Genomic DNA, 26,634 nt, shown 5'->3' with positions numbered 1-26,634 from the left:
CCTTCACTCCTGCCCGTCGTAGGCCGCGAGCGCCTCGCGGGCCGCCTGCTGTGCGCTGTCCGCCACGTACCGCGGCGAGACGATGCGCCCGTCCCTGCCGAGCCGCAGCGCGAGACGGCGCAGCGACGTGGGATCGGGCGTGCGCAGACTGATGCGCAGCCCGCCGTCGGCGAGCTCCTCCGCACTGTCGTGCGGGTAGTACTCGGCCACCCAGCGCCCGCCGGGGCCCACCTCGATCACCACCTCCGGATCGTCCGCCGAGGGCTGGACAAGCCCCTCGGAGAGATCACGCAGCTCGAGCTCGGGCGGCGACGACGCCTCGTCGAGCAGCCTGATCTCCGCGACCCGGTCGAGCCTGAAGGTGCGCCGCGCCTCGGAGAGGTAGCACCACGCCTCCATGTACGTATGGCCGACGGCGAAGAGCCGGATCGGGTCCACCTCGCGCTCGGTCAGTTCATCTCGCGCCGGCGAGTAGTAGCGCAGCCAGAGCCGGCGCCGCTCCGAGATCGCCCGGTCGACCTCGGCGAAGACACCGCCCTCGGACTCGAAGGTCACCGAAAGACGCGAGCTGGCACCCGCCACCTCGCCGGCCGCGGCCTCCAGCTTGGCCGTCGCCCGCAGCAGCGCCTGCCGGTCGCCCTCGCGCAGCCCGGGCAGCGTGGAGACGGCACGCGCCGCCACCAGCAGCGCGGTCGCCTCGTCGGCGGCCAGGCGCAGAGGCTCGGCCACATCGTCCGGGTTGTGCCACCAGATGCGCTCACCGTCGGTGTCGATGTCCAGGAGGTCACCGCCACGGAAGCTCGTACCGCACATGGGCAGCACATCGAGGTCCGAGATCAGCTCGTCCTCGGTGATCCCGAAGGCGCGTGCCACGTCCCCGACCCGGGCGCCGGGGCGCTCCCGCAGATAGGTCACCAGGGAGAGCATCCGCCGGGTCTGGTCGATCGCGTTCGTAGCCACCGCTGCCTCTCAGTCCTTGGCCACGGCGCGCAGCCGGTCCACCACGTCGGCCCGCAGGTCAGCGGGCTCCACCACGACCACGTCGGGGCCGAACTCCACGAGCCAGGCATCGAGCCCGTGTCCGTACGGAATCTCCAGCTCGTCCCAGCCGCCGCCGAGCTCCCGCACCGAGGCGGCCCGCAGGCGGAGCGGATACCCGGCCCCCGTACGCAGCCTGATCAGCGCGGTGCGGGTGGCACTCTCCCCGGCCCAGCTCGCCACCGTCTCCCGTACGGTCACCACGTCGGGTACCTCGGCGGTGAAGGCTCCCGCGCGGGAGCGGACCCGGCCGGTGATGCGGGAGAGCCGGAAGACCCGCTCGGCAGCCCGGTCACGGTCCCAGCCCGCCAGATACCAGTGCCCGCGCCAGCACTCCAGCGTCCATGGCTCGACCTGGCGCGGCTCGGGGCGGGCGGCATTGGCCTTGCGGTACTCGAAGACCACGGGACGGCGGTCGCGGCAGGCCAGCATCAGCGGCTCGAACGCCGCCTCGTGCACCGGAATCCTCGGCTCCAGCGCGCTGTGCCTGTCGGCGTCGGGATCGTCGGCCTCGGGCATCCCCGCGGCTCGCAGTTTCTGCAGCGCACCGCTGGCCGCGCCCGCCAGCCGCGCCTGCTGCCAGACCTTGGCGGCCAGCCCCAGGGCGGCCGCCTCCTCGGCGTCCAGCGCGACCGGGGGCAGCCTGTTGCTGTCACGGCGGGCGAGATAGCCGACGTCCCCGTCGAGGTTCTCCACGGTCTCGATCACCAGGCCGAGCTCGCGCAGATCGTCCTTGTCGCGCTCGAACATCCGGTTGAAGGAATCGTCGGAGCCGGCCTCGAGATAGGCCTCGATGGACTCCCTCAGCTCACGCTTGCTCAGCGGACGGCGGGTCCCCAGCAGGCACAGCGCGAGATTCATCAACCGCTCGGCCTTGGCAATCGCCATCGACGCCCTCTCTGTTCACCGGCTACGACCGTTGACCGTACCGCTCAGGGGGTGCGTGGCAAAAGCCGAGGGCTAGGGGCGCATCCCGAAGGGATTCGGTTGAGGGCGGTGGAGGGAGACGGGAGGGCCCATGCCAGGAGGCATGGGCCCTCATGAGTCGAGGATCGACCGATCAGACCGCGACCAGGTCGCAGACGAAGATCAGCGTCTCGCCGGGCTTGATGGCGCCACCGGCACCACGGTCGCCGTAGGCCAGGTTCGCGGGAATGATCAGCTGGCGGCGTCCGCCGACCTTCATGCCCTGGACACCCTGGTCCCAGCCGGAAATGACCTGGCCGATACCGAGCTGGAAGCGCAGCGGCGTGCCACGGTTCCAGGAGGAGTCGAACTCCTCGCCGGTGGAGAAGGCAACGCCCACGTAGTGGACGGAGACGCTGGAACCGGCCTTGGCCTCCGCGCCGTCGCCCTCCCAGATGTCCTTGATCTCCAGGTCGGTCGGCGGCTCGCCGCCCGGGAAGTCGATCTCGGGCTTCTCGATGCTCACTGCGTAACTCCTCGCTGCGTTTTCCCGGGGGACGACCCCCGGACCCCCAGCAGTGCAAGCAGGTCCGTCGGACTGGGCCCGAGGGACACTGCGAGACGGCCCGGGACAAAAGATGAACAGGACAACCGGGACAGTCTTACATCACCGCGAGGATGTCGATGGCGAAGACCAGCGTGGACTTGGCGGGGATGCCCGTCTGGGCCTTGTCGCCGAACGCCTGGTCCGGCGGGATCACCAGGAGCACCCGGCTGCCGACCTTCTTGCCGACCAGCCCGGCCTTCAGCCCCTTGACCGTCAGCTGCTGCATCGCGAACGTCTGCGTCTTGCCCAGGTCGTACGTCGAGTCGAACTTCTTGCCGTCCTTCCAGAGGAGGCCGACATAGTTCAGTACGACGTTGTCCTTGTCCGTGATCTTCGCGCCGTCGCTCTCCAGGACATAATTGGAGACGAGCTTCGTCGGTGCTGCGGACTTGGGGACCGTCACCGTCGGCGCCTTGCCGTCGGTGTTGGTGGAGACCTTGGGCAGCGAGGCGTCCGTCTGCGGGACTTCCTTGCCCTTGGCCGAGGTCGGGATCTGCGTGCTCTTCACGATGTCCACGACGAACACCAGCGTCGAATTGGCCGGAATCGCACCCTGGGCCTGCGTGCCGTAACCCAGGCTCGGCGGGATCACCATCTCGACCCGGCTGCCGACCTTCTGGCCCTCCAGGCCCTGGTCCCAGCCCTTGATGACATCGCCTGCGCCGACCGTCAGCGAGAACGGCGCCTTGCGGTCGTAACTGTTGTCGAAGGGCTTGGTGGAAACCCACGTCTGGCCGAGGTAGTTGACCGAGACGGCATCACCCTTCTTGACCTCGGCGCCGTTGCCCTTACTGATGACATCGACCTTGAGGTCCTTCGGCGGATTGCCCGTCCCCTTGGCGAGAGTCGGCTTCTCACCGAACTTGGCGCCCGCCGTGATCGCGGGCAGACCGCCCGACGCAGCGGAGGAGGAGGTGGAGTCGGAGCCCTTGTCATCGCCACCGCAGGCCGCTGTCAGCAGCAGCAGGGGGACGACCAGAAGGCCGGCAAGTCGGCGCACGTGTTCCTCAGATCTCAGACGGCACAGTAGTTGCCCGCCACTCTAGGGCGTCGACAAGGCCCCGCACGAGGAACGTACGGGGCCCATGTCGTTCACCGGAACCGTCCTGGTCACATACCGGCGATCAGTTTCTCCACCCGCTCGTCGACCGACCTGAAGGGGTCCTTGCAGAGCACGGTGCGCTGCGCCTGGTCATTGAGCTTGAGGTGCACCCAGTCGACGGTGAAGTCCCGCCGCTGCTCCTGCGCCCGTCGGATGAAGTCGCCCCGCAGCCGCGCCCGGGTGGTCTGCGGGGGCACCGTCTTGCCCTCGAAGATCTTCATGTCGTTGCAGATCCGGGCGGCCTGCCCCCTCTTCTCCAGGAGGTAGTACAGCCCGCGGCGACGGTGGATGTCGTGGTACGCCAGGTCGATCTGCGCGACGCGCGGGTTCGACATGGTCATGTTGTGCTTGGCCCGGTACCGCTCGATGAGCTTGTACTTCATCACCCAGTCGATCTCGGTGCCGATCCGGTCGAGGTCCTCCGCCTCGATCGCATCCAGCGTCCGGCCCCAGAGCTCCAGGACCTGCTCGACCTGGCCGGTGCGGATACCGCGCCGCTCGACGAAGTCCACGGCCTTCTCGTAGTACTCGCGCTGGACTTCCAGAGCGGACGCCTCGCGGCCGCTCGCCAGACGCACCTTGCGCGCGCCCGTGATGTCGTGGCTGACCTCGCGGATCGCCCGGATCGGGTTCTCCAGGGTCAGATCGCGCATCACCGTGCCCGCCTCGATCATGCGCAGCACGAGGTCGGTGGCGCCGACCTTCAGCATCATGGTCGTCTCGGACATGTTCGAGTCGCCGACGATGACATGGAGGCGGCGGTACCGCTCCGCGTCCGCGTGCGGCTCATCGCGGGTGTTGATGATCGGCCGGGAACGGGTGGTGGCAGAGCTGACGCCCTCCCAGATGTGCTCGGCACGCTGGCTCACGCAGAACACCGCACCACGCGGCGTCTGCAGTACCTTGCCCGCCCCGCAGAGCAACTGCCGGGTGACAAGGAAGGGGATGAGGATGTCCGCGAGCCGGGAGAATTCCCCGTGGCGTGCGACGAGATAGTTCTCGTGGCAGCCGTAGGAGTTTCCTGCCGAGTCGGTGTTGTTCTTGAAGAGATAGACGTCGCCCGCGATTCCCTCCTCGTGCAGGCGGCGTTCGGCGTCGACGAGCAGGCCTTCGAGAATGCGCTCACCGGCCTTGTCGTGCGTGACCAGCTCGGCCACGTTGTCGCATTCAGGAGTTGCGTATTCCGGATGCGATCCCACGTCGAGGTAGAGGCGGGCGCCGTTCCGCAGGAAGACGTTGCTACTGCGGCCCCATGACACAACACGGCGGAAGAGGTAGCGCGCCACTTCATCAGGAGACAGTCGGCGCTGTCCCCTGAATGTGCACGTGACGCCGTACTCGTTCTCCAGCCCGAAAATGCGGCGGTCCATGACTGAACATTACGCCTGATGGCCTGTCCTGAAACCGGGTTCGACGGCACCGTTTCGATCATTTTCGGAAGCGGATACGACACGACCCGCGCGCTCCGGAGCTGCGAGGACCCGCTGAGTGGCCATCAGAACGAGCAGTGCGGCGACCCCGCCACCGCCCGCCGCGGCGAAGCCGGCGGCCACTCCGCCGTACTCGACCGCCGGTCCCGCGGCGGCCGTTCCCAGCGCCGCGCCCACGCCGAACGTGGTCACCAGCCAGGAGAATGCCTCGGTCACCGTGCCGCGCGGAGCGTGCCGGTCGACCACGATGAAGGCACACGCGATGGCGGGCGCGAGGAAGACCCCGGCGACCGTCGTGAGCACCGTCATGGTCACCACTCCGGGCACCAGCATCAGCGGCAGATAGCCCATCGCCAGGAAACCGACGAGTATCCGCAGTCGCTTTTCGGCCGCCCCCGCCCACTGCCTGGCGCCGTACACCAGACCGCCGATGAGCGCGCCGAGCCCGATCGCGGCCATCAGCGTCCCGTAGACGACGTCCCCGCCGTGCTCGTCCGCGTACGCGACCGAGGCGACCGTGATGGACCCCAGCGCGAGACCGACGAAGAAGAACGCGCCCAGCAGAGCGAGCAGTCCGCGCGAGCGCAGCGCCCCCAGCCAGTGCGCCTCACGGGGTGCCGAACGCCAGGTCCTCGACGGCTCGGACAGGACCACGGAGAGCGCCCCCAGGACGCCGATCAGGTTGATGGCGACCACCGCGGCCGCCTCCGACCACAGCGCCACGGCCACGGTCACCAGCAACGGGCCCACGGTGAACATCACTTCCTGGGCCACCGCGTCCATCGCGTAGGCGGCGTGCACCCGCTCCTCACGCCCCAGGACGCCGGGCCACAGCGCACGCAGCCCGCCCTCCAGCGGTGGCGTGAAGAGACCGGCGATCAGCATCGCGAGGTACGCGAGGGCCACAGGCTCGATGCCGACCGCGGCGAAGAGCCCCATCCCGAGCGCCGAGACGACCGCGGCGGGCAGCATCACCCGCGGCTGCCCGTAGAGATCCACGGCCCGTCCGAGCAGCGGCTGGCCGATGGCCGTGGCCACGCCGTAGACCGCGGACAGGGCTCCGGCGAGGGAGTAACTCCCGCCCTCGGCACGGACGAAGAGCACCACGGCGATCGCGGCGGTCGCATTCGGCAGCCGGCCCACCAGCGTGCCGGTCAGCAGCCGTGCCACATGCCGGGTCCCGAGGAGTTCCGCGTATCCCGCGGCCATGTCCTGCCCCTTGTCTCCCCGGCGCACCGCCGAAGTGTTACGTATAACTTCCGGGGTTATACGTACCATGTGCCCAGACCAGGAGTCCAGACGCCCGGAGGCCACTGTGACCCGCACCGACCACGGTGTCCCCTCGCGCCCCACCAGCCGCGACGTCGCCCGCGCGGCCGGGGTCTCGCAGGCCACCGTCTCGCTCGTACTCGGCGAGAAATGGCACGGCAGGGTCTCCGAGCGCACGGCGGGCCTGGTCCGCGACGCCGCCGCCGAGCTCGGTTACCGCCCCAATCTGGCCGCCCGCAACCTCCGCCTGGGCTCCACCAGGACCGCCCTGCTCGTCGTCCCCGCCCTCACCACCGAATTCTTCGCCCGCGTCTACACCGGCGCGGCCGAGACCGCCGGCGAACACGGCTTCGGACTCGTCCTGTACCCCTCCCCCGACGGCGTGGGACCCGCCAGGGACCCCTTCGCCTCCGCCCGCGCCACCCTCGACGGGGTGATCGCCTCCTCCATCGCCGTCGACGCCCTCACCTCGATCCGCTCCACCGGCCTCCCGCTGGTCATGCTCGACAGCGACCCGACCGAAGCGAGCGCGGCGGCACACGTCAATCTCGACATCGCCGACGGCATGCGCCAGGTGACGGACCATCTCCTGGCGCTCGGCCACCGCGACTTCATCCACCTGGCGTCGTCCGTCGACTCCTGGACCTTCGATGTACGCGCCGACGCCCTGCACCGGGCCCTGCGCGGAGCCCGGGTCCGTACCGTCCGGGCCCCGCTGAACGTGGGCGCCGCCCGGCAGGCCGCCGAAGCAGCCCTCGCGGGCCCGGTACCGCACCCCACCGCCATCGTGTGCGACGACGACATCATGGCCGCGGGCGCCTGCAAGGCCGCCCGCCGCCTGGGCCTGCGCGTTCCGGAGGACCTCTCCGTCACCGGCTTCGACGATCTGGCCCTCGCCACCGCCATCGAACCCGAACTGACCACCGTGGCGCTCCCCGCCGAGCAGATCGGACGGCGCGGCATGGCGGCCCTGCTGGCCGTCCTGGACGGCACACAGCCCGCGCCGGGCACTCTTCCCGTCCAGCTCCTCGTCCGCGGCTCCACGGCGCCACCACCGCCCGCCTGAGCCCACAGGCCTGAACACACAGTCCGAACACAGCACAGTGCCCCGGACCGCACGGGCGATCCGGGGCACCGCGGAACAACCGGGCGGACTACTCGTCCTCTTCCTCGTCGGAAGGAACGTCCGTCTTCGCGCTCGCCGCATCGTCCGCGGCGAGCAGCCGCGACAGCTGACGCCCGATGATCCGCTTGAACTTCCGCTGCTGCGGCCGCGTACGGTCCAGCACGGCCACCTCGAGACGCTCCGCGGGAATCTCCCGCTCACTGCCGTTGGTGTCCCGCGACAGCGCCTGTACGGCAAGCTTCAGCGCCTCCGCCAGGGTCATGCCGTCACGGTGTTCCTGGTCGAGGAACGTACTGATCTGCTCGGCATTGCCACCGACCGCGACCGAACCGTGCTCGTCCACGATCGAACCGTCGTGCGGAAGGCGATAGATCTGATCGCCCTCGGCCTCGCTGCCCACCTCGGCGACGACGAGCTCCACCTCGTACGGCTTCTCGGCCGCACTGGAGAAGATCGTGCCCAGTGTCTGGGCGTATACGTTCGCCAGCCCACGGGCCGTCACATCGTCACGGTCGTAGGTGTATCCGCGCAGATCCGCGTAGCGCACACCGCCGATCCGCAGATTCTCGTACTCGTTGTACTTGCCGGCGGCCGCGAAGCCGATCCGGTCATAGATCTCGCTGAACTTGTGCAGCGCACGGGACGGGTTCTCGCCGACGAAGACAATGCCGTCGGCGTACTGCAGCACAACCAGGCTGCGACCACGGGCGATGCCCTTCCGGGCGTATTCCGCCCGGTCGGCCATGGCCTGCTGAGGTGAGACATAAAACGGCGTCGACACCGGCTATCCGTCCCTTTCTGTCAGTGACGTGTACATCGGAGAGGTCCCGGATCCTCAGAGCAGCGGGGCGCGCGGCCCGTCGGGCTGTTCCAGGCGCCGCTCGATGATCGAGCGGGCAAGCTCGGAGCTCTCCGCGTCGCTCAGTCTGCGGAAACCCTCATCAGTGATGACGGTGACGATCGGATAGATCCGGCGGGCCACGTCCGGGCCGCCGGTCGCCGAGTCGTCGTCGGCGGCGTCGTACAGCGCCTGGACGACCAGCGTGGTGGTCTCCTGCTCCGTCAGATCGCTGCGGAAGAGCTTCTTCATGGAGCCCTTGGCAAAGATCGACCCGGAGCCGGTGGCCGCGTAACCCAGTTCCTCGGAGCGGCCGCCCGTGACGTCGTACGAGAAGATCCGGCCCCTCCCGCGGTCGACGTCGTACCCGGCGAAGAGCGGCACAACGGCCAGCCCCTGCATGGCCATTCCGAGATTGCCGCGAATCATGGTGGAGAGCCGGTTGGCCTTGCCTTCCAGGGAGAGCGTGGTCCCCTCGACCTTCTCGAAGTGCTCGAGCTCCAGCTGGAAGAGCTTGACCATCTCGACGGCGAGGCCGGCGGTGCCGGCGATCCCGACTGCCGAGTACTCGTCGGCCGGGAAGACCTTTTCGATGTCGCGCTGAGCGATCATGTTCCCCATGGTCGCCCGGCGGTCACCGGCGAGGACGACCCCGCCGGGGAACGAGGCGGCGACGATGGTCGTCCCGTGCGGCGCCTGGATCGCGCCCTGCACGACCGGCAGGGGGCGGTTGCCCGGGAGCATCGCGGGCGAGTGGTCGGTCAGGAAGTCCATGAACGAGGACGACCCGGGCGTCAGGAAGGCAGCTGGTAGACGCCCGGTGCTACGAGTATTGGCTTCCACGCGGTTCCCTCCAGGTAAGCGATGGCCCGACCGAGGATGTCGGGATCGTCTCCCAACTTGCCGATGCCTGAATTGCAGTTGAAGCACAGTACGCCACGGACCCTACCCGTCCGACGGCGTTGATCCACATGAACTTGAGAGTGCTGTGGGATGCCTTTACGCGCGCGAAGGCATCCCACACTCGTTCACATCCGTGGACTACTGTCCACCCTTCTGAACGAAGGAACGCACGAAGTCCTCGGCGTTCTCCTCGAGCACATCGTCGATCTCGTCAAGTACGGAATCCACGTCGTCCGACAGCTTCTCCTGCCGTTCCTTGAGGTCCTCGGAGCCCTGCGCATCCTGCGCAACCTCTTCGGTCTCCTCGGTGGAACGCGTGGCCTTCTGCTGTCCGCCGCCGGTGTCCTTGGTCGCCATCTACCTCACCCCGCTCGGTTCGATGCACTTGATCAGACCCTACAAGCGGGGTCCGACATTGGCCCGGTACTTCTCTCAACGTCCGGGACCCACCCTGATGATTCCCCTCCGCCGGACTTTTCAGCCCCCGGACAGCACCCGGACCAGGTCTTCCGCGGTCCGGCACCGGTCGAGGAGTTCCTTGACGTGGTTACGGGTCCCGCGCAGCGGCTCCAGCGTGGGCACCCGCTGCAGCGAGTCACGGCCGGGCAGGTCGAAGATCACGGAGTCCCAGGAGGCCGCCGCGACGTCGTCCGCGTACTGCTCCAGGCAGCGGCCGCGGAAGTACGCCCTGGTGTCCTCGGGCGGCTTGGTCTCCGCCCGTACGACGTCGCTCTCGTCCAGGATCCGCTTCATCTTGCCGCGGGCCGCCAGACGGTTGTACAGCCCCTTCTCGGGCCGTACGTCCGCGTACTGAAGGTCCACCAGATGCAGCCTCGCCGCGTCCCAGTCGATGCCGTCGCGGCGCCGGTAGCCCTCCAGGATTTCCCGCTTGGTGATCCAGTCCAGCTCGCCCGACAGGCTCATCGGGTCGTTCTCGAGCCGGTTGAGAGTGTCCTCCCAGCGGACCAGGATGTCGGCGGTCTGTTCGTCCGCGTCCGCGCCGTACCGCTCCTCGACGTACTTGTGCGCCAGCTCGAAGTACTCCATCTGGAGCTGTACGGCGGTCAGCGTGCGGCCGCTGCGCAGGGTGATCAGGCGCTGGAGCGTCGGGTCGTGGGAGACCTGGTGCAGCGTGCGCACCGGCTGGTCGACTGCGAGGTCCACCTTGATGAACCCGTCCTCGATCATCGACAGGACGAGGGACGTGGTGCCGAGCTTGAGATAGGTCGAGATCTCGGAAAGGTTGGCGTCGCCGATGATGACGTGCAGGCGCCGGTACTTCTCCGCGTCGGAGTGCGGTTCGTCCCGGGTGTTGATGATCGGGCGCTTGAGCGTGGTCTCCAGGCCGACCTCGACCTCGAAGTAGTCGGCGCGCTGGCTGATCTGGAAGCCGTGCTCGTGGCCGTCCTGGCCGATGCCCACACGGCCGGCCCCGGTCACGACCTGGCGCGAGACGAAGAACGGAGTGAGGTGGCGCACGATGTCCGAGAAGGGGGTCTCCCGCTTCATCAGATAGTTCTCGTGCGTGCCGTAGGAGGCGCCCTTGTTGTCGGTGTTGTTCTTGTAGAGATGGATGGGCTGCGCGCCGGGGAGCTGGGCGGCGCGTTCGGCGGCCTCGGCCATGATGCGCTCGCCGGCCTTGTCCCAGAGGACGGCGTCGCGGGGGTTGGTGACCTCGGGCGAGCTGAACTCGGGGTGCGCGTGGTCGACGTAGAGCCGTGCCCCGTTGGTGAGGATCACGTTGGCGAGGCCGATGTCCTCGTCGGTGAGCTGACTGTTGTCGGCGGCTTCGCGGGCGAGGTCGAAGCCTCGTGCGTCCCGCAGCGGGTTCTCCTCCTCGAAGTCCCAGCGGGCGCGGCGCGCCCGGTGCATCGCCGCCGCGTAGGCGTTGACGATCTGGGACGAGGTGAGCATGGCATTGGCGTTGGGGTGGCCAGGGACGGAGATGCCGTACTCCGTCTCGATGCCCATTACTCGCCGTACGGTCATGCGGCCCTCCTTGCCCGGCGGCGCTCCCCTGCGGGAGCGCCGCTCAAGTACCGCTGTAGCTCCTGTGCGTGTGCGGTGCCCGTCCCCGCACGGCGCGTCTCGGCGGTACCGAAGAGCCTAGAACGCCTTTGCGCTGGTGGGGAGATCAATTACGTGTTTGCTCATGAGTGGTTGTGGGTGGGCGGAAATGCGAACCGGCTGCGGGTGCCCTGCGGGGCGCCCACAGCCGGTCTGCGTTCTACAGGTACTGACCGGTGTTTGCCACCGTGTCGATGGAACGTCCGGTGTCCGCGCCCTGTTTTCCGGTGACGAGCGTACGGATGAAGACGATCCGCTCACCCTTCTTGCCGGAGATACGGGCCCAGTCGTCCGGGTTGGTGGTGTTGGGCAGGTCCTCGTTCTCCTTGAACTCGTCCACGCAAGCCTGGAGGAGATGGGAGACGCGGATGCCCTTCTGGCCGTGCTCGAGGAAGGCCTTGATGGCCATCTTCTTGGCCCGGTCGACGATGTTCTGGATCATCGCGCCGGAGTTGAAGTCCTTGAAGTAAAGGACTTCCTTGTCTCCGTTGGCGTAGGTCACCTCGAGGAAGCGGTTCTCCTCGGACTCGGTGTACATACGCTCGACGACGGACTGGATCATGCCCTGGATCGCGGCGTCCTGGCTGCCACGGTTCTCGGCCAGGTCGTCGGCGTGCAGGGGCAGCGAGGACCGGAGGTACTTGGCGAAGATGTCCTTCGCGGCCTCTGCGTCCGGACGCTCGATCTTGATCTTCACATCGAGTCGTCCTGGCCGCAGGATCGCGGGGTCGATCATGTCCTCACGGTTGGAGGCACCGATGACGATGACGTTCTCCAGGCCCTCCACACCGTCGATCTCGGCGAGCAGCTGGGGGACGATCGTGTTCTCGACGTCCGAGCTGACACCGGATCCGCGGGTGCGGAAGAGGGATTCCATCTCGTCGAAGAAGACGATGACGGGGGTGCCCTCGCTCGCCTTCTCCCTCGCACGCTGGAAGACGAGGCGGATGTGCCGCTCGGTCTCGCCGACGTACTTGTTGAGGAGCTCGGGTCCCTTGATGTTGAGGAAGTAGCTCTTCCCCGTGGGCTGGCCGGTCACCTCGGCGACCTTCTTGGCCAGTGAGTTGGCTACGGCCTTGGCGATGAGTGTCTTGCCGCAGCCGGGCGGGCCGTAGAGCAGGATGCCCTTCGGCGGTCGCAGCTCATGTTCCTTGAAGAGGTCGGGGTGGAGGTAGGGGAGCTCGACGGCGTCGCGGATCAGTTCGATCTGGTCGCCCAGACCGCCGATCTTGTCGTAGTCGATGTCCGGAACCTCTTCGAGGACAAGATCCTCGACCTCGCTCTTGGGCACTACTTCATAGACGTAACCGGACCGGGAGTCGAGCAGCAGGGCGTCGCCGGGGCGGATGGTGATGTCCAGGAGTGGCTCGGCGAGCCGCACCACCCGCTCCTCGTCGGTGTGCCCGACCACCAGGGCGCGTTCGCCGTCCTCAAGGATCTCCTTGAGGGTGACGATGTCGCCCGCGCGCTCGTATTCCATGGCCTCGACCACATTGAGCGCTTCGTTGAGCATGACCTCCTGGCCACGCCTGAGCCCTTCGAGCTCGACGCTGGGACTGACGTTCACCCGGAGCTTGCGGCCCCCGGTGAAGATGTCGCATGTGCCGTCCTCATTGGCCTGCAGGAAGACACCGAAGCCGGCCGGCGGCTGTGCGAGCCGGTCGACTTCCTCCTTGAGAGCCACGATCTGGTCGCGGGCCTCGCGGAGTGTATTGGCGAGCCGCTCGTTCTGTGCGGACACGCCTGCCAAGTTGGTCTGCAGCTCGACGATCCGCTCTTCGAGAATCCTCGTATGGCGCGGAGAGTCGGCGAGCTTGCGGCGCAGGACGGCGATTTCCTGCTCGAGATAGGCAACCTGGCCGGCGGGGTCCTCGGACCCTCGCGCGGGCCGGATGCCGCGGTTCATGTCGTCGTCGTGGGCTGCCACGGTCCTCACCTCCTCCAAGGGGAGCTGGACGCTTCCTGACCCTACCTGGGCAGGTGGGCGTTGAAACCTAGATCACAAAGACCGATCGGAGTGTGTCCGATCTTCACCCTTGCGCACTCCCTCACGCCATGGGGATACCCACCCATCAACATCGGAAAGCGGGCGGTTGTATCGTCGAAGTGTTCAACACCCGTCAGGGCTGGCTTCATTTGGTTCGACAGCGCAGGAAACGGCAGGGGAAATGACCGTGCAGCACGAGGCTGTGACCGACGACAGCACCCAGTCCCTCGAGGTCTGGATCGATCAGGACCTCTGCACTGGTGACGGCATCTGTGTGCAGTACGCACCGGAGGTTTTCGAGCTGGACATCGACGGCCTGGCGTACGTGAAGAGCGGCGACGACGAGCTGCTCCAGACCGCCGGCGCCACAACCCCCGTCCCGCTGAAGCTTCTGCAGGACGTGGCGGACTCGGCGAAGGAGTGTCCGGGCGACTGCATCCATGTACGTCGCGTTTCGGACAGGGTCGAGGTCTTCGGACCCGACGCCGGGTGACGGTTCACATACTTTGCGCCTCGGCCTGGGCCGAGCGCAGGAACTTTCCGCCCTGCCAGCGCCACTTGGCTTTCTCCTGCACGTCGGGGCAGCAGCGCGGGACCGCAGCGGTGCTGTAGCCGAGCAGGGTCGCTGTCACTTCGCCGTCCAGGACGGCGAAGTCCGTGACGCTCTGCTCGATCTCCGGATCCAGCAGAGTGGCCACGATGCGTGGCGCGCCGCCCTCGGAGGCCGGACGCGTGAGGACGTAGATACCGCTGGGCGGCGTGCCGGATCCGGCGGCGCAGCGGACCACGGCGACGGTCTCGGGGCTGCCGTCGCCGTCGAGGTCGCCGGATGCCTTCTTCACCACCGTCGTTTTTGCGCCGTCGCACTTGAGCGGGAAGACCGCTCCCGTTGTGCCGGGGGCCGTGGCGGTGTGCGGGCCGGCCTGTGAGGCGGTGGCGGCGTCGGGCTGGAGGAAGCCGGCGCCCGCGACGACCGCGGCCATGGCAGCGGCGGTGGCGAGCCAGTGGACCGGGCGGGTCCTGGTGTGCGCGAGATCCGGGAGCGCGGAGGGCTGCACGCGGTGTGTCTCCTGTGGGGCAGATGCCGGTGGGGGTGGCGTGAATGGTGCCACACGTCACAGGAGCATGGAACGGCGGGGTTGTTAAGGCCAACGTAAAGACGCCGCCGCCCAGTTCCCCCGTGTACGGGACGAACTGGGCGGCGGCGTAGGTGCGTTGCGCTGCGGGTCAGTCGCTGGTGGCTTCTGTGGCTGCCGTGTCTTCTGTGGCAGCCGTGGCCGCTGTCGCTGCCGTGTCCGCGGCGCTCGCGCTGCCGGGGCCGGTGTAGTCGTCGCCGTACGCACCCTTGGAGGGGCGGCGGCGGCGCATCGGCGGCTCGACGCCGTCCGCGAGGCGGCGGGCGGTGACGAGGAAGCCGGTGTGGCCGATCATCCGGTGGTCGGGGCGGACCGCGAGTCCCTCGACGTGCCAGTTGCGGATCATCGACTCCCAGGGCTGGGGCTCCGCGAAGCAGCCGATCTCCCGGATCGACTCGACGGTGCGCGACAGCTGGGTCGTGGTGGCCACGTAGCAGCAGAGGATGCCGCCGGGGACGAGCGCCTTGGAGACGGCGTCCAGGCATTCCCAGGGGGCCAGCATGTCCAGGATCACGCGGTCGACGTCGGTGTCGGAGAGGTTGTCCTGGAGGTCGCCGACGGTGAGCTGCCAGGCGGGGTGGGGTCCCCCGAAGTAGCGCTCGACGTTCTGGGTGGCGATCTCGGCGAAGTCCTCGCGGCGCTCGTAGGAGTGCAGCATGCCCTGGTCGCCGACGGCGCGCAGCAGGAAGCTGCTGAGCGATCCGGAGCCGACGCCCGCTTCGACGACGCGCGCGCCGGGGAAGACGTCGGCGAAGGCGATGATCTGCCCCGCGTCCTTGGGGTAGACCACGGCGGCGCCGCGGGGCATGGAGAGGACGAAGTCGGGGAGCAGGGGGCGCAGCGCGAGGTAGGCGACGTTCCCCGTGGTTCGGACAACACTGCCCTCAGGGGCACCGATCAATTCGTCGTGCGGGAAAGAACCCTTGTGGGTGTGGAAGTTCTTCCCGGCTTCCAGCGTGAAGGTGTGGTGGCGTCCCTTGGGGTCGGTGAGCTGGACCTGGTCCCCGATTTTGAAGGGACCACGTCGGCGGGCGGCACCGGTCGGTTCGGACATGTGACCAGCCTACCGGCCCTATGAACCGGGTCGCGCCATCGCTGCTACGAATGCACGTTCGACGTCTGCGGTGGACAGTACGCCGTAGATCGAACCGTTCTCCTCGATCACGAGGTACTCGGTGGCGGGGTTGGCGCGCAGGGTGTCGAGGAGCGCTTCGCCGGCCAGCTCGGCGGGGACCTTCATCCCTTCGGTGAGGTCCTGGGCCAGTCCGCTGACGGCGACCCACGGGCGGCGGTGCTCGGGCACACCGACGATGGCCGCCTCTCTGACCAGGCCCGTGGGGTCGCCCTGCCCGTCGACGATCACGAGCGCGCGGGCGCCCGCCGCGTTGGCACGGCGCAGCGCCTCGGAAAGGGGGGTGCTGGTCTCGACGGGGACCGCACGCCTGGTGAGGGTACGGGCGCGGAGCTCGGGGAGGTGTTCGCGCAGCCGCGCCATGCGCAGGCTGTTGCCCGCGCCGGTCCAGATGATCGCGGCGAGGATCGCCGCGAGGAGCGCGTCGGTGACGGTGGTCATCCCGCCGATGTCCGCGGAGTCGTTCCCCAGGGCGCCGGTGTGGGTGAGCAGGGGCAGGCCGATGAGGACGATGACGGCGAGTGCCCGGCCGAACCAGGCGGCGGCGATGGTGCCGCTCATCGGCTTGCCGGTGATCTTCCAGATGACGGCGCGCAGCATCCGTCCGCCGTCCAGCGGCAGTCCGGGCAGCAGGTTGAAGGCCGCCACGAGGAGGTTGGAGATCATCAGTCCGGCGAGGAGCACCCCGGGAACGGTGCCGGGCTCGACGGTCTTCATACCGAGGTAGAAGATCCCGGAGAGGACGAGGGAGAGCAGCGGCCCGACGAAGGCCAGGACGAATTCCCGGCCGGGGGTCTCCGATTCCTTCTCGATCTCGGAGACCCCGCCGAAGAACTGCAGCTGGATCCGGCGTACCGGGAGCTTGAAGCGCAGAGCCGCGACGGTGTGGGCGAGTTCGTGGACGAGTACGGAGGCATAGAAGGCGACGGCGAAGAAGAGCGAGACCAGGTAGCGGACGTTGCCGAGCTCGGGCAGGACGCGGTCGAGCTGGCCGCCGAAGACCCAGGTGATGAGCGCGGCCACGAGGAACCAGCTGGGCGCGACATAGACAGGGACGCCGAAGGGGCGTCCCATCAGAATGCCGCCGCCGGGTTCGTCGCGGCGCCGCGGTTTGCCGCCGTCGGGAGCGGGATCGGGATTCGCTTCCCCGGTCCCGGACTTGCCGGACTGCGGACGCCCGCTGTTGCCGCTCTCGCCCACGATGTCCTTTCGTTTCCTGTTGAAGCGTGAAGCGTCCCCATGTGACAGGGGGGCTCTTGTCGATGGTATGCGGACGACTGTCAGTGGCGGGCCGTAGGGTCTTCGTCATGACTACCGCTCAACCGCCCTCCTCACTCTCTCCTTCCCGGGCGAGCGACTTCATGCAGTGTCCGCTCCTCTACAGGTTCCGGGTGATCGACAAGCTGCCCGAGAAGCCGAGTGCGGCGGCGACGCGCGGCACGCTGGTGCACGCGGTCCTTGAGCGGCTCTTCGACGATCCGGCCGGGGAGCGCACCGCGGTGCGTGCGAAGGGGCTCGTCCCGGGCCAGTGGGACCGGCTGCTGGAGTCCAAGCCGGAGCTGGCCACCCTCTTCGGGGATTCCACCGAGGGTGAGGTGGTCACACCGGGCGTGGATCTGGCGACCTGGCTCCAGGAGGCCGAGCAGCTGGTCGAGCGGTGGTTCACGCTGGAGGACCCGACGCGTCTGGAGCCGGCCGAGCGCGAGCTGTTCGTGGAGACCGAGCTGGAGTCGGGGCTGCGGCTGCGCGGCATCATCGACCGGGTCGATGTGGCGCCCACCGGTGAGGTGCGGATCGTCGACTACAAGACGGGCAAGGCCCCGCGTCCGGAGTACGCGGAGGGCGCGCTGTTCCAGATGAAGTTCTACGCGCTGGTGGTGTGGCGGCTCAAGGGCATCGTGCCGCGGCGGCTGCAGCTGGTGTATCTGGGCAATGGCGAGGTGCTGACGTACGACCCGGTGGAGGCCGACCTGGAGCGGGTGGAGCGCAAGCTGCACGCGCTGTGGGAAGCGATCAGCGAGGCCACGGCGACGGGTGAGTGGCGTCCGCGGAAGACGAAGCTGTGCGGCTGGTGCGACCACCGGGCGGTGTGCCCGGAATTCGGGGGTACGCCGCCGGTCTATCCGCTGACTGTCACTCCTGTCGTACGCCCCGTGGAGTCCGCCTAGGTCCGTCAGGGCAGAATGGGCCCGGTCTACTGAAGGAGTTCCCGTGGCGATCCGCGTCCTACTGGTCGACGACCAGCCGCTGCTGCGCACCGGTTTCCGGATGATCCTGGAGGCCGAGCAGGACATCGCGGTGGTCGGCGAGGCCGGGGACGGCCTCCAGGCGCTCGACCAGGTGCGGGCGCTGCAGCCCGATGTGGTGCTGATGGACATCCGGATGCCCCGGATGGACGGGGTCGAGGCGACCCGGCAGATCACCGGTCCCGGCCGGGACGGCCCGGCCAAGGTGCTCGTGCTGACGACGTTCGATCTCGACGAGTACGTGGTGGAGGCGCTGCGCGCCGGTGCGAGTGGTTTCCTGCTGAAGGACGCGCCCGCCGTGGAGCTGATCCAGGCGATCCGGGTCGTCGCATCGGGCGAGGCGATGCTGGCGCCGAGCATCACGCGCAGGCTGCTCGACAAGTACGCGGGCCATCTGCCGTCCGGCGAGGAGCAGGTCCCCGACACCCTGCACACCCTCACCGAGCGTGAGGTCGAGGTGCTGAAGCTCGTCGCGCGCGGGCTGTCCAACGCGGAGATCGCCGCGGATCTGTTCGTGAGCGAGACCACGGTCAAGACCCATGTGGGCCATGTGCTCACCAAGCTGAGCCTGCGCGACCGGGTGCAGGCCGCGGTGTACGCGTACGAGAGCGGACTGGTCCGTCCCGGCGCCCAGCAGTAGTTGGCGGGGCGCCGCGACGGTGACCCTGGTCAGCCCTTGGCGATCTCCCAGAAACGGAAGACCGTCGAGGCGTCCAGGGTCCATTCCAGACCCGTGATGTTGTCGCGGGCGACGGCGTACTGCTTGCCCTGCCAGAGCGGGATGACGGGCAGCTGCGCGGCCACGATGTCCTGCAGCTTGCCGAACTCCGAGGTGGTGGACGCCCGGTCGGCGGCGGCGGACGTCGACGGGATGATCTGGTCGGTGATCGCCGTGTTGGCGTAGTTGTTGGAGAGCACGTTGCCCTTGCCGAAGAACGGCGAGGTGAAGTTGTCGGGGTCCGGGTAGTCGGGGACCCAGCCCTTCACGTACACGCCGTACTTGCCGGCCTCGATGCCCTTCTCGTACTGGTCGAGGGGGACCGACTTCACCGTGGCGTCGAACAGCCCGCTGTCGTTCAGCTGCTTCGCGATGGCCCTGAACTCGTCGTCGGTGGCGGGTCCGTAGCGGCTGGGCGTGGACCAGAGCGTCAGCTTCACCTTGGCGGTGACGCCCGCCGCGTGCAGCGCCTGCCTGGCCAGCGCGGGCTGCGGGTTGCCGCCGTAGGTGTCGAAGAAGGCGGTGTTGTGGGCGGCGATCCCGGCGGGCACGATCGAGTAGAGCGGCTCGGCGGTGGACCGGTAGACGTCCGAGACCAGGGCGTTGCGGTCGATGAGGTACGCCATCGCCTTGCGGATGCCGAGATTGCCGACGACCGGGTCCTTCACGTTGAAGACCAGGTGCTGGACCTCGGCGCTGGTGCCCTCGACGATCTGGATGCCGCTGTCGCTGGTGGCCGTGGACTGCTGGAGACTCTCCATGTCCTTGGCGGTGAGGCCTCGGTAGGCGAGATCGACGTCGCCCTTCTTGAGCGCCGCGCCCAGTGCCTTCTGGTCGCCGTTGTAGAGCTTCATCGTCATGCCGGTGTTCTTGGTCACGGCCGTGCCCTTGTACTTCGAGTTGACCGAGAAGACCGCTTTGGTCTTGGCGTACGAGTCGAGCTTGTAGACGCCCGAGCCGACGGCCTTGCCGTCCTTGCGCAGCTTGTCGAACGGGTACTCGCGGTGGTCGACGATCGAGCCGGCACCCGAGGCGATCTTGCTGGGGAAGGTGGCGTCGGGGGTGTTGAGATGGAAGACGACGGTCTTCTTGTCCGGCGTCTCGATCGTGTCGATCGTGGTGAGGAGCGGCATCGGGCCGGCGTCGTCGTGGATCTTCGCGACCCGGTCGAAGGAGTACTTGACGTCCTCCGAGGTGAGGCTGTCGCCGTTGCTGAACTGGAGCCCGTCGCGCAGGGTGCAGCGGTACGTCGTCGAGCCGCCCTTGTCGAAGGCACACTCCTTGGCGGCTTCGGGCTCGGGCGTCGCGCTGCCCTTGGGGAAGCTCATCAGGGACTGGAACACGTTGTTGAACAGCAGCCAGGATCCGGGGTCGTAGCCCGCGGCCGGGTCGGTGGACTGGATCTCGTCCGACATTCCCATGACGATCGGCTGGCCCGTGCCGCCGGAGCCGCCCGTGCCGCTGCCGCAGCCGGTGAGCAGCCCGGCCGCCAGCCCCGCGGCGAGCGGGGCCGACAGCCAATGGTTACGTATCCTCACGCGCAGGTGCCTCACTGTTTCGGTGTTGTGCTCGCCGGCGCGCGGCCTTCGCGTCCGGAGTACTGCCCGGCGTCAGCCCACTCCGCGGCCGAGCTCCCAGAGCTGGAGATCGGCGGAGGAGTTGACCGCCCATTCCACGCCGGTGATGTCGTCACGTGCGGCGACATACTGCGTGCCCTGCCAGATGGGCAGGACCGGCACGTCATTGGCCACGATGTCCTGAATCTTCTCGAAGGTCTTGGACACCGCGTTGCGGTCGGTTGCCCGCCGCGAGTCGGGGATGTAGCTGGTACGGATCGCCGTGTTGACGTACGGGGTGTTGAGGAAGTTCCCCTTGTCCAGGAACGGAGCGATGTAGTTGTCCGGGTCAGGGAAGTCGGGGAACCAGCCGAGGCCGTAGACCGCGTACTCGTTCTTCTTCTGGGCCGGACGGTACTCCGACCACTTGGTGCCCTGGACGGTGATATCGAAGAGGCCGGAGGCGTTCAACTGGGCCTGGAGCGCCGTGAACTCCTTCGCCGTACCGGATCCGTAGTGGTCGGTCGTGTAGTGCAGCGTCAGCTTCACCGGGGTGTGGATGCCGGCGGTCTGCAGGAGCGCGGCGGCCTTGGCCCTGCTCGGGTCGCCGTACTTGTTGAAGAAGGAGTTGCTGTGCCCGGAGATACTGGTGGGGATGAGGGAGTACAGCGGCTCGGCCGCCGCCCCGTACACCTGGCTGGCGATCTGACCGCGGTCGATGACCTGCGCCATCGCCTGGCGGACCGCCTTGTTCTTCACCGAGGGGTCATTGGTGTTGAAGCCCAGGTAGCGGATCTCCAGGCCCGGCATCTCGACGAGGTTGATGCCCTCCTGCGGGGAGGCGGACATCTTCTGGATCTGCTCGGGCGACATGGTGCGGGTCATCATGTCGATGTCGCCGGCCGTGAGGGCCTTGCCCATCGCGTCGGCGTCGGGGAACGAGCGGATTTCCACCTTGTCGTTCTGGATCTTCAAGTCGCCGTTGTAGTTCGGGTTCTTGGTGAAGACCGCCTTGACGACCTGCTTGCCCTTGGTCTCCGTCTTGAGGGTGTACGGACCCGACCCGTCGGCGTGGAAGCCGTCGCGCAGCTTCTTCGGCGCGTAGACGTCCTTGTCGACAATGGCCGCCGCCGGTGTGGAGAGCTTGTACGGGAAGGTGGCGTCCGGCTTCTTCAGGTGGAAGACGACCTCCTGGTCGCCCGCCGGCTCGATCGTGTCGATGTTCTCCAGCAGGGAGACCGGGCCCGCCTCGTCATTGATGGCCAGCACCCGGTCGATGGAGTACTTCACATCGGCCGAGGTGATGGCCTTGCCGTTGGCGAACTTCAGCCCGCTGCGGAGCTTGCAGCGGTAGCTCTCGTTCTCGTGGTCGGTGAAGTGGCAGTCGCTGGCCGCGTCCGGCACCGGCACGCCGCCGCCGCGCGGCACATGGACCAGGGTCTGCACGGTCTGCCGCAGGATGTTCCAGGCGCTCGCGTCGTAGGCGAAGGCCGGGTCGAAAGGCGCGGGAGCGTCCTTCGAGGTCTCGAAGGTGTCCGTGGTGCCCACGACGATGGCCTTGCCGCCACTGCCGCCGTCGGATCCGCCGCAGCCGGCGAGTACGGGGGCCAGCAGCCCCACGACGGCCGACAGCGCCAAGGTCTTGCGGTTCATCCTGGACGTTCTCCCTCATCCCGCGCTGGGATACAGCGGTCTACGTGACACTCCGCCGCCGCCGCTCGTTCGGAGCGGCGCGATCGGGGCCGGTACAGAGCGATCAGTTCTGTGTTCTCAGCGACTTGGTGGGCGCTGGGCCACGAGTGGAGTGCGGCGAAGTTCTCGCGATGAGATTAGTGGGCCTCGTCAGGAAAGCTGGAACTGTGGCGAGTTGCGGGCTAATGCTCGCGTGAACACCAATACCGCCGCTCTGTTTTGGGGGCGGCTTCATGTTTCGTACACCCGCCCACCAAACGGGACACATGGGCGCCCGGAGGGGGGTCCCACCGGGGACTCCAGCACGTCAACTCGCCACTGTCGACGGCGTGTCGGGTGAGAAAGGTCACGCCCCGGCCGGCATTGGCGGGGCGTGAATTACACGGCCGGACGCTCACGGAAAATACACACTTCGCTGCCGAGAGTTTCCCTCTGCATTCGGGGAAACACGCTCGGTGCGCGGTTCAGTGCATTCCCGTGATCAGGGTGGACAGAAAAGCAAGGTCGACTTCTTCGAGCGATCCGACGACCACCCGGCCGGACGCGGGCGCTATCGGTGCGACCGACGGTACGGCCACCACGCGGCACCCCGCGGCCTCGGCCGCGGCCACTCCGGTTGCTGTGTCCTCGATGACCGCACAGCGGGCCGGATCGGCTCCGAGACCGGCCGCGGCGAGCAGGTAGGGGTCAGGGTGCGGCTTGGTGCGCTCCACCTCGTCCCCGGCGACGGTGAGACGGAAGTGGGAAGGGCCGATCGAGGCGACGATCTTGTCGATGATGCGCCGGTGCGAGGCGGAGACCAGGGCGGTGGGCACCTGGTGCGCCGCCAGCTCGGCGAGCAGCCTGGCGGCTCCGGGCATCATCGGCACCCCGCCGCCGATGCGCTCCTCGAACTTGTCGTTGAGCAGCACGCTCAGCTCGGCGAGTGTGATGTCCGCGCCCGTGGCCTCGATGAGGTATCCGGCGCTGCGGGTCATGGGCCCGCCGACCACGATGTGCTTCCAAGTCGCGTCGAGCCGGTGCCCGAGGTCGGCGAAGACGGCCACCTCGGCGTCCCACCAGAAGCCCTCGGTGTCGACCAGGGTCCCGTCCATGTCCAGGAGGACAGCCTGGAGAGCGGAGCCTTCGGCCGTTCGTGTACTGAGCGCGGGGACTGTACTTGTCATCCGGGCACACCTCCTGGAGGGACGAGAAGGCCGGCCGCCTCCCAGGTGGGAGAGGCAGCCGGCCTGCACTGGACCGACCAGTGTACGTCCCGATCCGTTACCGCGCGTTGAAGTATTTCGCCTCGGGGTGGTGGATGACGATCGCGTCCGTGGACTGCTCCGGGTGCAGCTGGAACTCCTCGGAGAGGTGCACCCCGATGCGCTCCGGCTGGAGGAGGTCGGCGATCTTCGCCCGGTCCTCGAGGTCGGGGCAGGCGCCGTAACCGAGCGAGAAGCGGGCACCGCGGTACTTCAGGTCGAACATGTCCTTCACCTCGGCGGGGTCCTCGCCGGCGAAGCCGAGCTCGGAGCGGACCCGGGCGTGCCAGTACTCGGCCATGGCCTCGGCCAGCTGCACGGAGAGGCCGTGCAGTTCGAGGTAGTCGCGGTAGGAGTTGGCCTCGAAGAGCTTGGCCGTCTCCTCGCCGATCCGCGAGCCGACGGTGACGATCTGCAGGCCGATGACGTCGGTCTCGCCCGACTCCTCGGGGCGGAAGAAGTCGGCGAGGCACAGCCGGCGGCCGCGGCGCTGGCGGGGGAAGGTGAAGCGGGTGCGCTCGCTGCCGTCGTCGTTGAGGAGGATCAGGTCCTCGCCCTTGGAGACGCAGGGGAAGTAGCCGTACACGACGGCCGCCTCCAGGAGGTTGCCCGTGTGCAGCTTGTCCAGCCATCCGCGCAGGTGGGGGCGGCCTTCGGTGGCCACGAGCTCCTCGTAGGTGGGACCGCCCTTACGGGCTTCCTTCAGCCCCCACTGGCCCTTGAAGAGCGCGCCCTCGTCCAGCCAGGAGGCGTACTCCTTGAGCTGGATGCCCTTGACGACGCGGGTGCCCCAGAACGGCGGGGTGGGGATGGGGTTGGTGGTGGAGACGTCCGAGCGCACCGAGCCCTCGGGCTCCTCCACCACGTCCAGTACGGCGCCAGCCGCTGATGTCACAGCGCGCTTGGGTACGCGGCGCTGCTTGAGCTCGGGGAGGACCGCGCCGGGGACACCGCGCTTGACGCCGATCAGGGCGTCCATCAGGCGCAGGCCCTCGAACGCGTCGCGGGCGTAGCGGACCTCGCCCTCGTAGATCTCGTGGAGGTCCTGCTCGACATAGGCGCGGGTGAGGGCGGCTCCGCCCAGGATGACGGGGAAGTCCGCGGCCATCTTGCGCTGGTTGAGCTCCTGCAGGTTCTCCTTCATGATCACGGTCGACTTCACCAGGAGTCCCGACATGCCGATCACATCGGCACGGTGCTCCTCGGCGGCTTCCAGGATCGCGGAGACGGGCTGCTTGATGCCCAGATTGACCACGTTGTAGCCGTTGTTGGAGAGGATGATGTCCACGAGGTTCTTGCCGATGTCGTGGACGTCGCCGCGGACCGTGGCCAGCACGATGGTGCCCTTGCCATCGGCGTCGGACTTCTCCATGTGCGGTTCCAGGTGGGCCACCGCGGTCTTCATGACCTCGGCGGACTGGAGCACGAACGGCAGCTGCATCTGACCGGAGCCGAAGAGCTCGCCGACGACCTTCATGCCCTCCAGGAGGGTGTCGTTGACGATGTCGAGGGCCGGGCGGGTCTGCAGGGCCTCGTCGAGGTCCTTCTCCAGGCCGTTCTTCTCGCCGTCGATGATGCGGCGCTGGAGGCGCTCGTCGAGCGGGAGGGCGAGGAGTTCCTCGGCGCGGCCCGCCTTCATCGACTTCATGTTGACGCCCTCGAAGAGCTCCATGAGCTTCTGCAGGGGGTCGTAGCCCTCCGCCCTGCGGTCGTAGATCAGGTCGAGGGCGACCTTGACCTGCTCCTCCGTCAGCTGGGCGATGGGCAGGATCTTCGAGGCGTGGACGATGGCCGAGTCGAGGCCCGCCTTGACGCACTCGTCGAGGAAGACGGAGTTGAGGATGACGCGGGCGGCCGGGTTGAGGCCGAAGGAGATGTTGGAGAGGCCGAGCGTGGTCTGGACGTCGGGGCGCCGGCGCTTGAGTTCGCGGATCGCCTCGATGGTGGCCACGCCGTCCTTGCGGGACTCCTCCTGGCCGGTACAGATGGTGAAGGTCAGGCAGTCGATGAGGATGTCGGACTCATGGACGCCCCAGTTCCCGGTGAGGTCGGCGATGAGCCGCTCGGCGATGGCGACCTTGTTCTCGACGGTACGGGCCTGGCCCACCTCGTCGATGGTCAGCGCGATCAGCGCGGCGCCGTGCTCGACGGCCAGCTGGGTGACCTTGGTGAAGCGGGACTCGGGGCCGTCGCCGTCCTCGTAGTTGACGGAGTTGATGACGGCGCGCCCGCCGAGCTTCTCCAGACCGGCCTGCAGGACGGGCAGTTCGGTGGAGTCGAGGACAATGGGGAGGGTGGAGGCGGTGGCGAAGAGCCCGGCCAGCTTGTCCATGTCGGCGACGCCGTCGCGGCCCACGTAGTCGACGCAGAGGTCGAGCATGTGCGCGCCCTCGCGGATCTGGTCGCGGACCATCTCGACGCAGTCGTCCCAGCGGCCTTCCAGCATGGCCTCGCGGAACTTCTTGGAGCCGTTGGCGTTGGTGCGCTCGCCGATCGCCATGTACGCGGTGTCCTGGCGGAACGGGATCGTCTGGTAGAGCGAGGCGGCGCCCGGCTCGGGGCGCGGGTCGCGGACGGCGGGGGTGAGACCGCGGGCCCGGTCGACCACCTGGCGCAGGTGCTCGGGCGTCGTACCGCAGCAGCCGCCGATCAGGGACAGGCCGTAGTCGGTGACGAAGGTTTCCTGCGCGTCCGCCAGGCCCTCGGGGCCGAGCGGGAAGTGCGCGCCGTCCTTGGTCAGCACGGGCAGGCCGGCGTTGGGCATGCACATCAGCGGCGTACGCGAGTGGCGGGCGAGATAGCGCAGGTGCTCGCTCATCTCGGCAGGGCCCGTCGAGCAGTTGAGACCGATGAGGTCGATGCCGAGCGGCTCCAGGGCGGTCAGCGCGGCGCCGATCTCGGAGCCCAGCAGCATCACGCCGGTCGTCTCGAAGGCGAGGGAGCAGATCAGCGGTACGTCGACGCCCAGGGCCTCCATCGCCCGGCGTGCGCCGATGAGGCTCGACTTGGTCTGCAGCAGGTCCTGCGTGGTCTCCACGATCAGGGCGTCCGCACCGCCGGCGAGCAGACCCTCGGCGTTCTTCTGGTAGCCGTCGCGCAGCACGTCGTACGCGATGTGGCCGAGCGAGGGGAGCTTGGTGCCGGGGCCGATCGAGCCGAGGACCCAGCGCTGGCGGCCGTCCTTGGCTGCGAACTCGTCCGCGACCTCGCGGGCGATGCGGGCGCCCGACTCGGAGAGCTCTACGATCCGGTCGGCGATCTCGTACTCGTTCGCTGCCGATTGGTTCGCGCCGAAGGTGTTGGTCTCCACGCAGTCGACGCCGACCGCGAAGTACTCCTCGTGCACCGAGCGGACGATGTCCGGCCGGGTGACGTTGAGGATCTCGTTGCACCCCTCGAGATCCTGGAAGTCCTCAAGAGTGGGATCCTGCGCCTGCAGCATGGTGCCCATCGCGCCGTCGGCCACCACCACTCGCGTGGCGAGCGCCTCGCGGAGGGCGTCAACTCGGGTCCGGCTGTCAGCGGAAGGGGTCGGCAACGAGGCCATGGAAAGTGCTCCCTGGGATGCGACGGCTGTCGGCTTTGCGCCCCCCGGCAGGACGGCGCACCGGGTCAGCCTAGCGGGGGCGCCCCGCGG

23 protein-coding genes are annotated in these 26,634 nt (G+C 68.1%); 4 read left to right on the top strand and 19 right to left on the bottom strand.

Going from position 1 to position 26,634, the window contains the following annotated elements; all coding sequences use genetic code 11:
• Positions 1 to 3 precede the first annotated feature (3 nt).
• From J0695_RS11060 to J0695_RS11035, 6 genes are all read right to left on the bottom strand, one after another.
• Complete coding sequence (locus tag J0695_RS11060) at positions 4 to 960, bottom strand: helix-turn-helix transcriptional regulator (protein WP_206961736.1); 957 nt, start codon at positions 958 to 960, stop codon at positions 4 to 6.
• Between the two features lie 9 nt (positions 961 to 969).
• Entirely contained in the window at positions 970 to 1,926 is a 957-nt protein-coding gene (locus J0695_RS11055) for a helix-turn-helix transcriptional regulator (RefSeq protein ID WP_206961735.1), read from the bottom strand.
• Positions 1,927 to 2,098: 172 nt separating this feature from the next.
• Positions 2,099 to 2,470: an FKBP-type peptidyl-prolyl cis-trans isomerase gene (locus tag J0695_RS11050; protein WP_206961734.1), complete on the bottom strand. Its 372-nt coding sequence runs from the start codon at positions 2,468 to 2,470 to the stop codon at positions 2,099 to 2,101.
• 136 nt (positions 2,471 to 2,606) lie between these two features.
• Entirely contained in the window at positions 2,607 to 3,551 is a 945-nt protein-coding gene (locus J0695_RS11045) for an FKBP-type peptidyl-prolyl cis-trans isomerase (RefSeq protein WP_206961733.1), read from the bottom strand.
• Between the two features lie 110 nt (positions 3,552 to 3,661).
• Positions 3,662 to 5,023 carry a Pup--protein ligase gene (pafA, locus tag J0695_RS11040; protein ID WP_206961732.1) on the bottom strand — a complete coding sequence of 454 codons (1,362 nt, stop codon included), beginning with the start codon at positions 5,021 to 5,023 and terminating at the stop codon, positions 3,662 to 3,664.
• Positions 5,024 to 5,032: 9 nt separating this feature from the next.
• The gene (locus tag J0695_RS11035; protein ID WP_206961731.1) at positions 5,033 to 6,292 is read right to left on the bottom strand and encodes an MFS transporter; all 1,260 of its coding nucleotides are present in this window, start codon (positions 6,290 to 6,292) and stop codon (positions 5,033 to 5,035) included.
• Between the two features lie 67 nt (positions 6,293 to 6,359).
• Here J0695_RS11035 and J0695_RS11030 point away from each other — a divergent pair, with 67 nt between their 5' ends.
• Positions 6,360 to 7,418 (top strand): LacI family DNA-binding transcriptional regulator, encoded by a 1,059-nt coding sequence (locus J0695_RS11030; protein WP_206961730.1) that lies wholly within the window; start codon positions 6,360 to 6,362, stop codon positions 7,416 to 7,418.
• Between the two features lie 88 nt (positions 7,419 to 7,506).
• On the opposite strand, the gene prcA is transcribed toward J0695_RS11030, so the two are convergent.
• From prcA to arc, 6 genes are all read right to left on the bottom strand, one after another.
• Complete coding sequence (gene prcA / locus J0695_RS11025) at positions 7,507 to 8,259, bottom strand: proteasome subunit alpha (RefSeq protein ID WP_206961729.1); 753 nt, start codon at positions 8,257 to 8,259, stop codon at positions 7,507 to 7,509.
• 54 nt (positions 8,260 to 8,313) lie between these two features.
• The gene (gene prcB, locus J0695_RS11020) at positions 8,314 to 9,159 is read right to left on the bottom strand and encodes a proteasome subunit beta (RefSeq protein ID WP_206961728.1); all 846 of its coding nucleotides are present in this window, start codon (positions 9,157 to 9,159) and stop codon (positions 8,314 to 8,316) included.
• Entirely contained in the window at positions 9,111 to 9,338 is a 228-nt protein-coding gene (locus tag J0695_RS11015; protein ID WP_372445742.1) for an endonuclease domain-containing protein, read from the bottom strand. The genes prcB and J0695_RS11015 overlap by 49 nt, the downstream gene beginning before the upstream one ends.
• A 19-nt stretch (positions 9,339 to 9,357) precedes the next feature.
• Positions 9,358 to 9,576 (bottom strand): ubiquitin-like protein Pup, encoded by a 219-nt coding sequence (locus J0695_RS11010; RefSeq protein ID WP_206961727.1) that lies wholly within the window; start codon positions 9,574 to 9,576, stop codon positions 9,358 to 9,360.
• A gap of 120 nt (positions 9,577 to 9,696) precedes the next feature.
• Positions 9,697 to 11,208, bottom strand: a complete 1,512-nt coding sequence (dop, locus tag J0695_RS11005; protein WP_206961726.1) for a depupylase/deamidase Dop — start codon at positions 11,206 to 11,208, stop codon at positions 9,697 to 9,699.
• Positions 11,209 to 11,446: 238 nt separating this feature from the next.
• The gene (gene arc, locus J0695_RS11000; protein WP_206961725.1) at positions 11,447 to 13,213 is read right to left on the bottom strand and encodes a proteasome ATPase; all 1,767 of its coding nucleotides are present in this window, start codon (positions 13,211 to 13,213) and stop codon (positions 11,447 to 11,449) included.
• A 241-nt stretch (positions 13,214 to 13,454) separates the two neighbouring features.
• Between arc and J0695_RS10995 the strand changes: the two genes are divergently transcribed.
• Positions 13,455 to 13,766, top strand: coding sequence for a ferredoxin (locus tag J0695_RS10995; RefSeq protein WP_206961724.1), 312 nt, complete (start codon positions 13,455 to 13,457; stop codon positions 13,764 to 13,766).
• A gap of 4 nt (positions 13,767 to 13,770) precedes the next feature.
• On the opposite strand, the gene J0695_RS10990 is transcribed toward J0695_RS10995, so the two are convergent.
• From J0695_RS10990 to J0695_RS10980, 3 genes are all read right to left on the bottom strand, one after another.
• Positions 13,771 to 14,331: a hypothetical protein gene (locus tag J0695_RS10990; protein WP_206961723.1), complete on the bottom strand. Its 561-nt coding sequence runs from the start codon at positions 14,329 to 14,331 to the stop codon at positions 13,771 to 13,773.
• A 169-nt stretch (positions 14,332 to 14,500) separates the two neighbouring features.
• Positions 14,501 to 15,463, bottom strand: coding sequence for a tRNA (adenine-N1)-methyltransferase (locus J0695_RS10985; protein WP_242552492.1), 963 nt, complete (start codon positions 15,461 to 15,463; stop codon positions 14,501 to 14,503).
• An 18-nt stretch (positions 15,464 to 15,481) separates the two neighbouring features.
• Positions 15,482 to 16,741: a site-2 protease family protein gene (locus J0695_RS10980; RefSeq protein ID WP_206961722.1), complete on the bottom strand. Its 1,260-nt coding sequence runs from the start codon at positions 16,739 to 16,741 to the stop codon at positions 15,482 to 15,484.
• A gap of 62 nt (positions 16,742 to 16,803) precedes the next feature.
• On the opposite strand from J0695_RS10980, the gene J0695_RS10975 reads away from it, so the two are divergent.
• Together J0695_RS10975 and J0695_RS10970 are read left to right on the top strand one after the other, a co-directional pair.
• Positions 16,804 to 17,709 (top strand): RecB family exonuclease, encoded by a 906-nt coding sequence (locus J0695_RS10975; protein WP_206961747.1) that lies wholly within the window; start codon positions 16,804 to 16,806, stop codon positions 17,707 to 17,709.
• Between the two features lie 43 nt (positions 17,710 to 17,752).
• Positions 17,753 to 18,427: a response regulator gene (locus J0695_RS10970; protein ID WP_206961721.1), complete on the top strand. Its 675-nt coding sequence runs from the start codon at positions 17,753 to 17,755 to the stop codon at positions 18,425 to 18,427.
• 29 nt (positions 18,428 to 18,456) lie between these two features.
• On the opposite strand, the gene J0695_RS10965 is transcribed toward J0695_RS10970, so the two are convergent.
• From J0695_RS10965 to metH, 4 genes are all read right to left on the bottom strand, one after another.
• The gene (locus J0695_RS10965) at positions 18,457 to 20,043 is read right to left on the bottom strand and encodes an ABC transporter substrate-binding protein (protein ID WP_206961720.1); all 1,587 of its coding nucleotides are present in this window, start codon (positions 20,041 to 20,043) and stop codon (positions 18,457 to 18,459) included.
• Between the two features lie 72 nt (positions 20,044 to 20,115).
• Positions 20,116 to 21,714, bottom strand: coding sequence for an ABC transporter substrate-binding protein (locus tag J0695_RS10960; protein ID WP_206961719.1), 1,599 nt, complete (start codon positions 21,712 to 21,714; stop codon positions 20,116 to 20,118).
• A gap of 503 nt (positions 21,715 to 22,217) precedes the next feature.
• Positions 22,218 to 22,919 carry an HAD family hydrolase gene (locus tag J0695_RS10955; RefSeq protein WP_206961718.1) on the bottom strand — a complete coding sequence of 234 codons (702 nt, stop codon included), beginning with the start codon at positions 22,917 to 22,919 and terminating at the stop codon, positions 22,218 to 22,220.
• A gap of 97 nt (positions 22,920 to 23,016) precedes the next feature.
• On the bottom strand, positions 23,017 to 26,544 hold the full coding sequence (gene metH / locus J0695_RS10950) for a methionine synthase (RefSeq protein WP_206961717.1): 3,528 nt from the start codon (positions 26,542 to 26,544) through the stop codon (positions 23,017 to 23,019).
• Between the last annotated feature and the right edge of the window lie 90 nt (positions 26,545 to 26,634).

Source organism: Streptomyces beijiangensis, assembly GCF_017315755.1.
GTDB classification, from domain to species: domain Bacteria; phylum Actinomycetota; class Actinomycetes; order Streptomycetales; family Streptomycetaceae; genus Streptomyces; species Streptomyces beijiangensis.
This window is presented reverse-complemented; position numbering and strand designations above follow the sequence as displayed.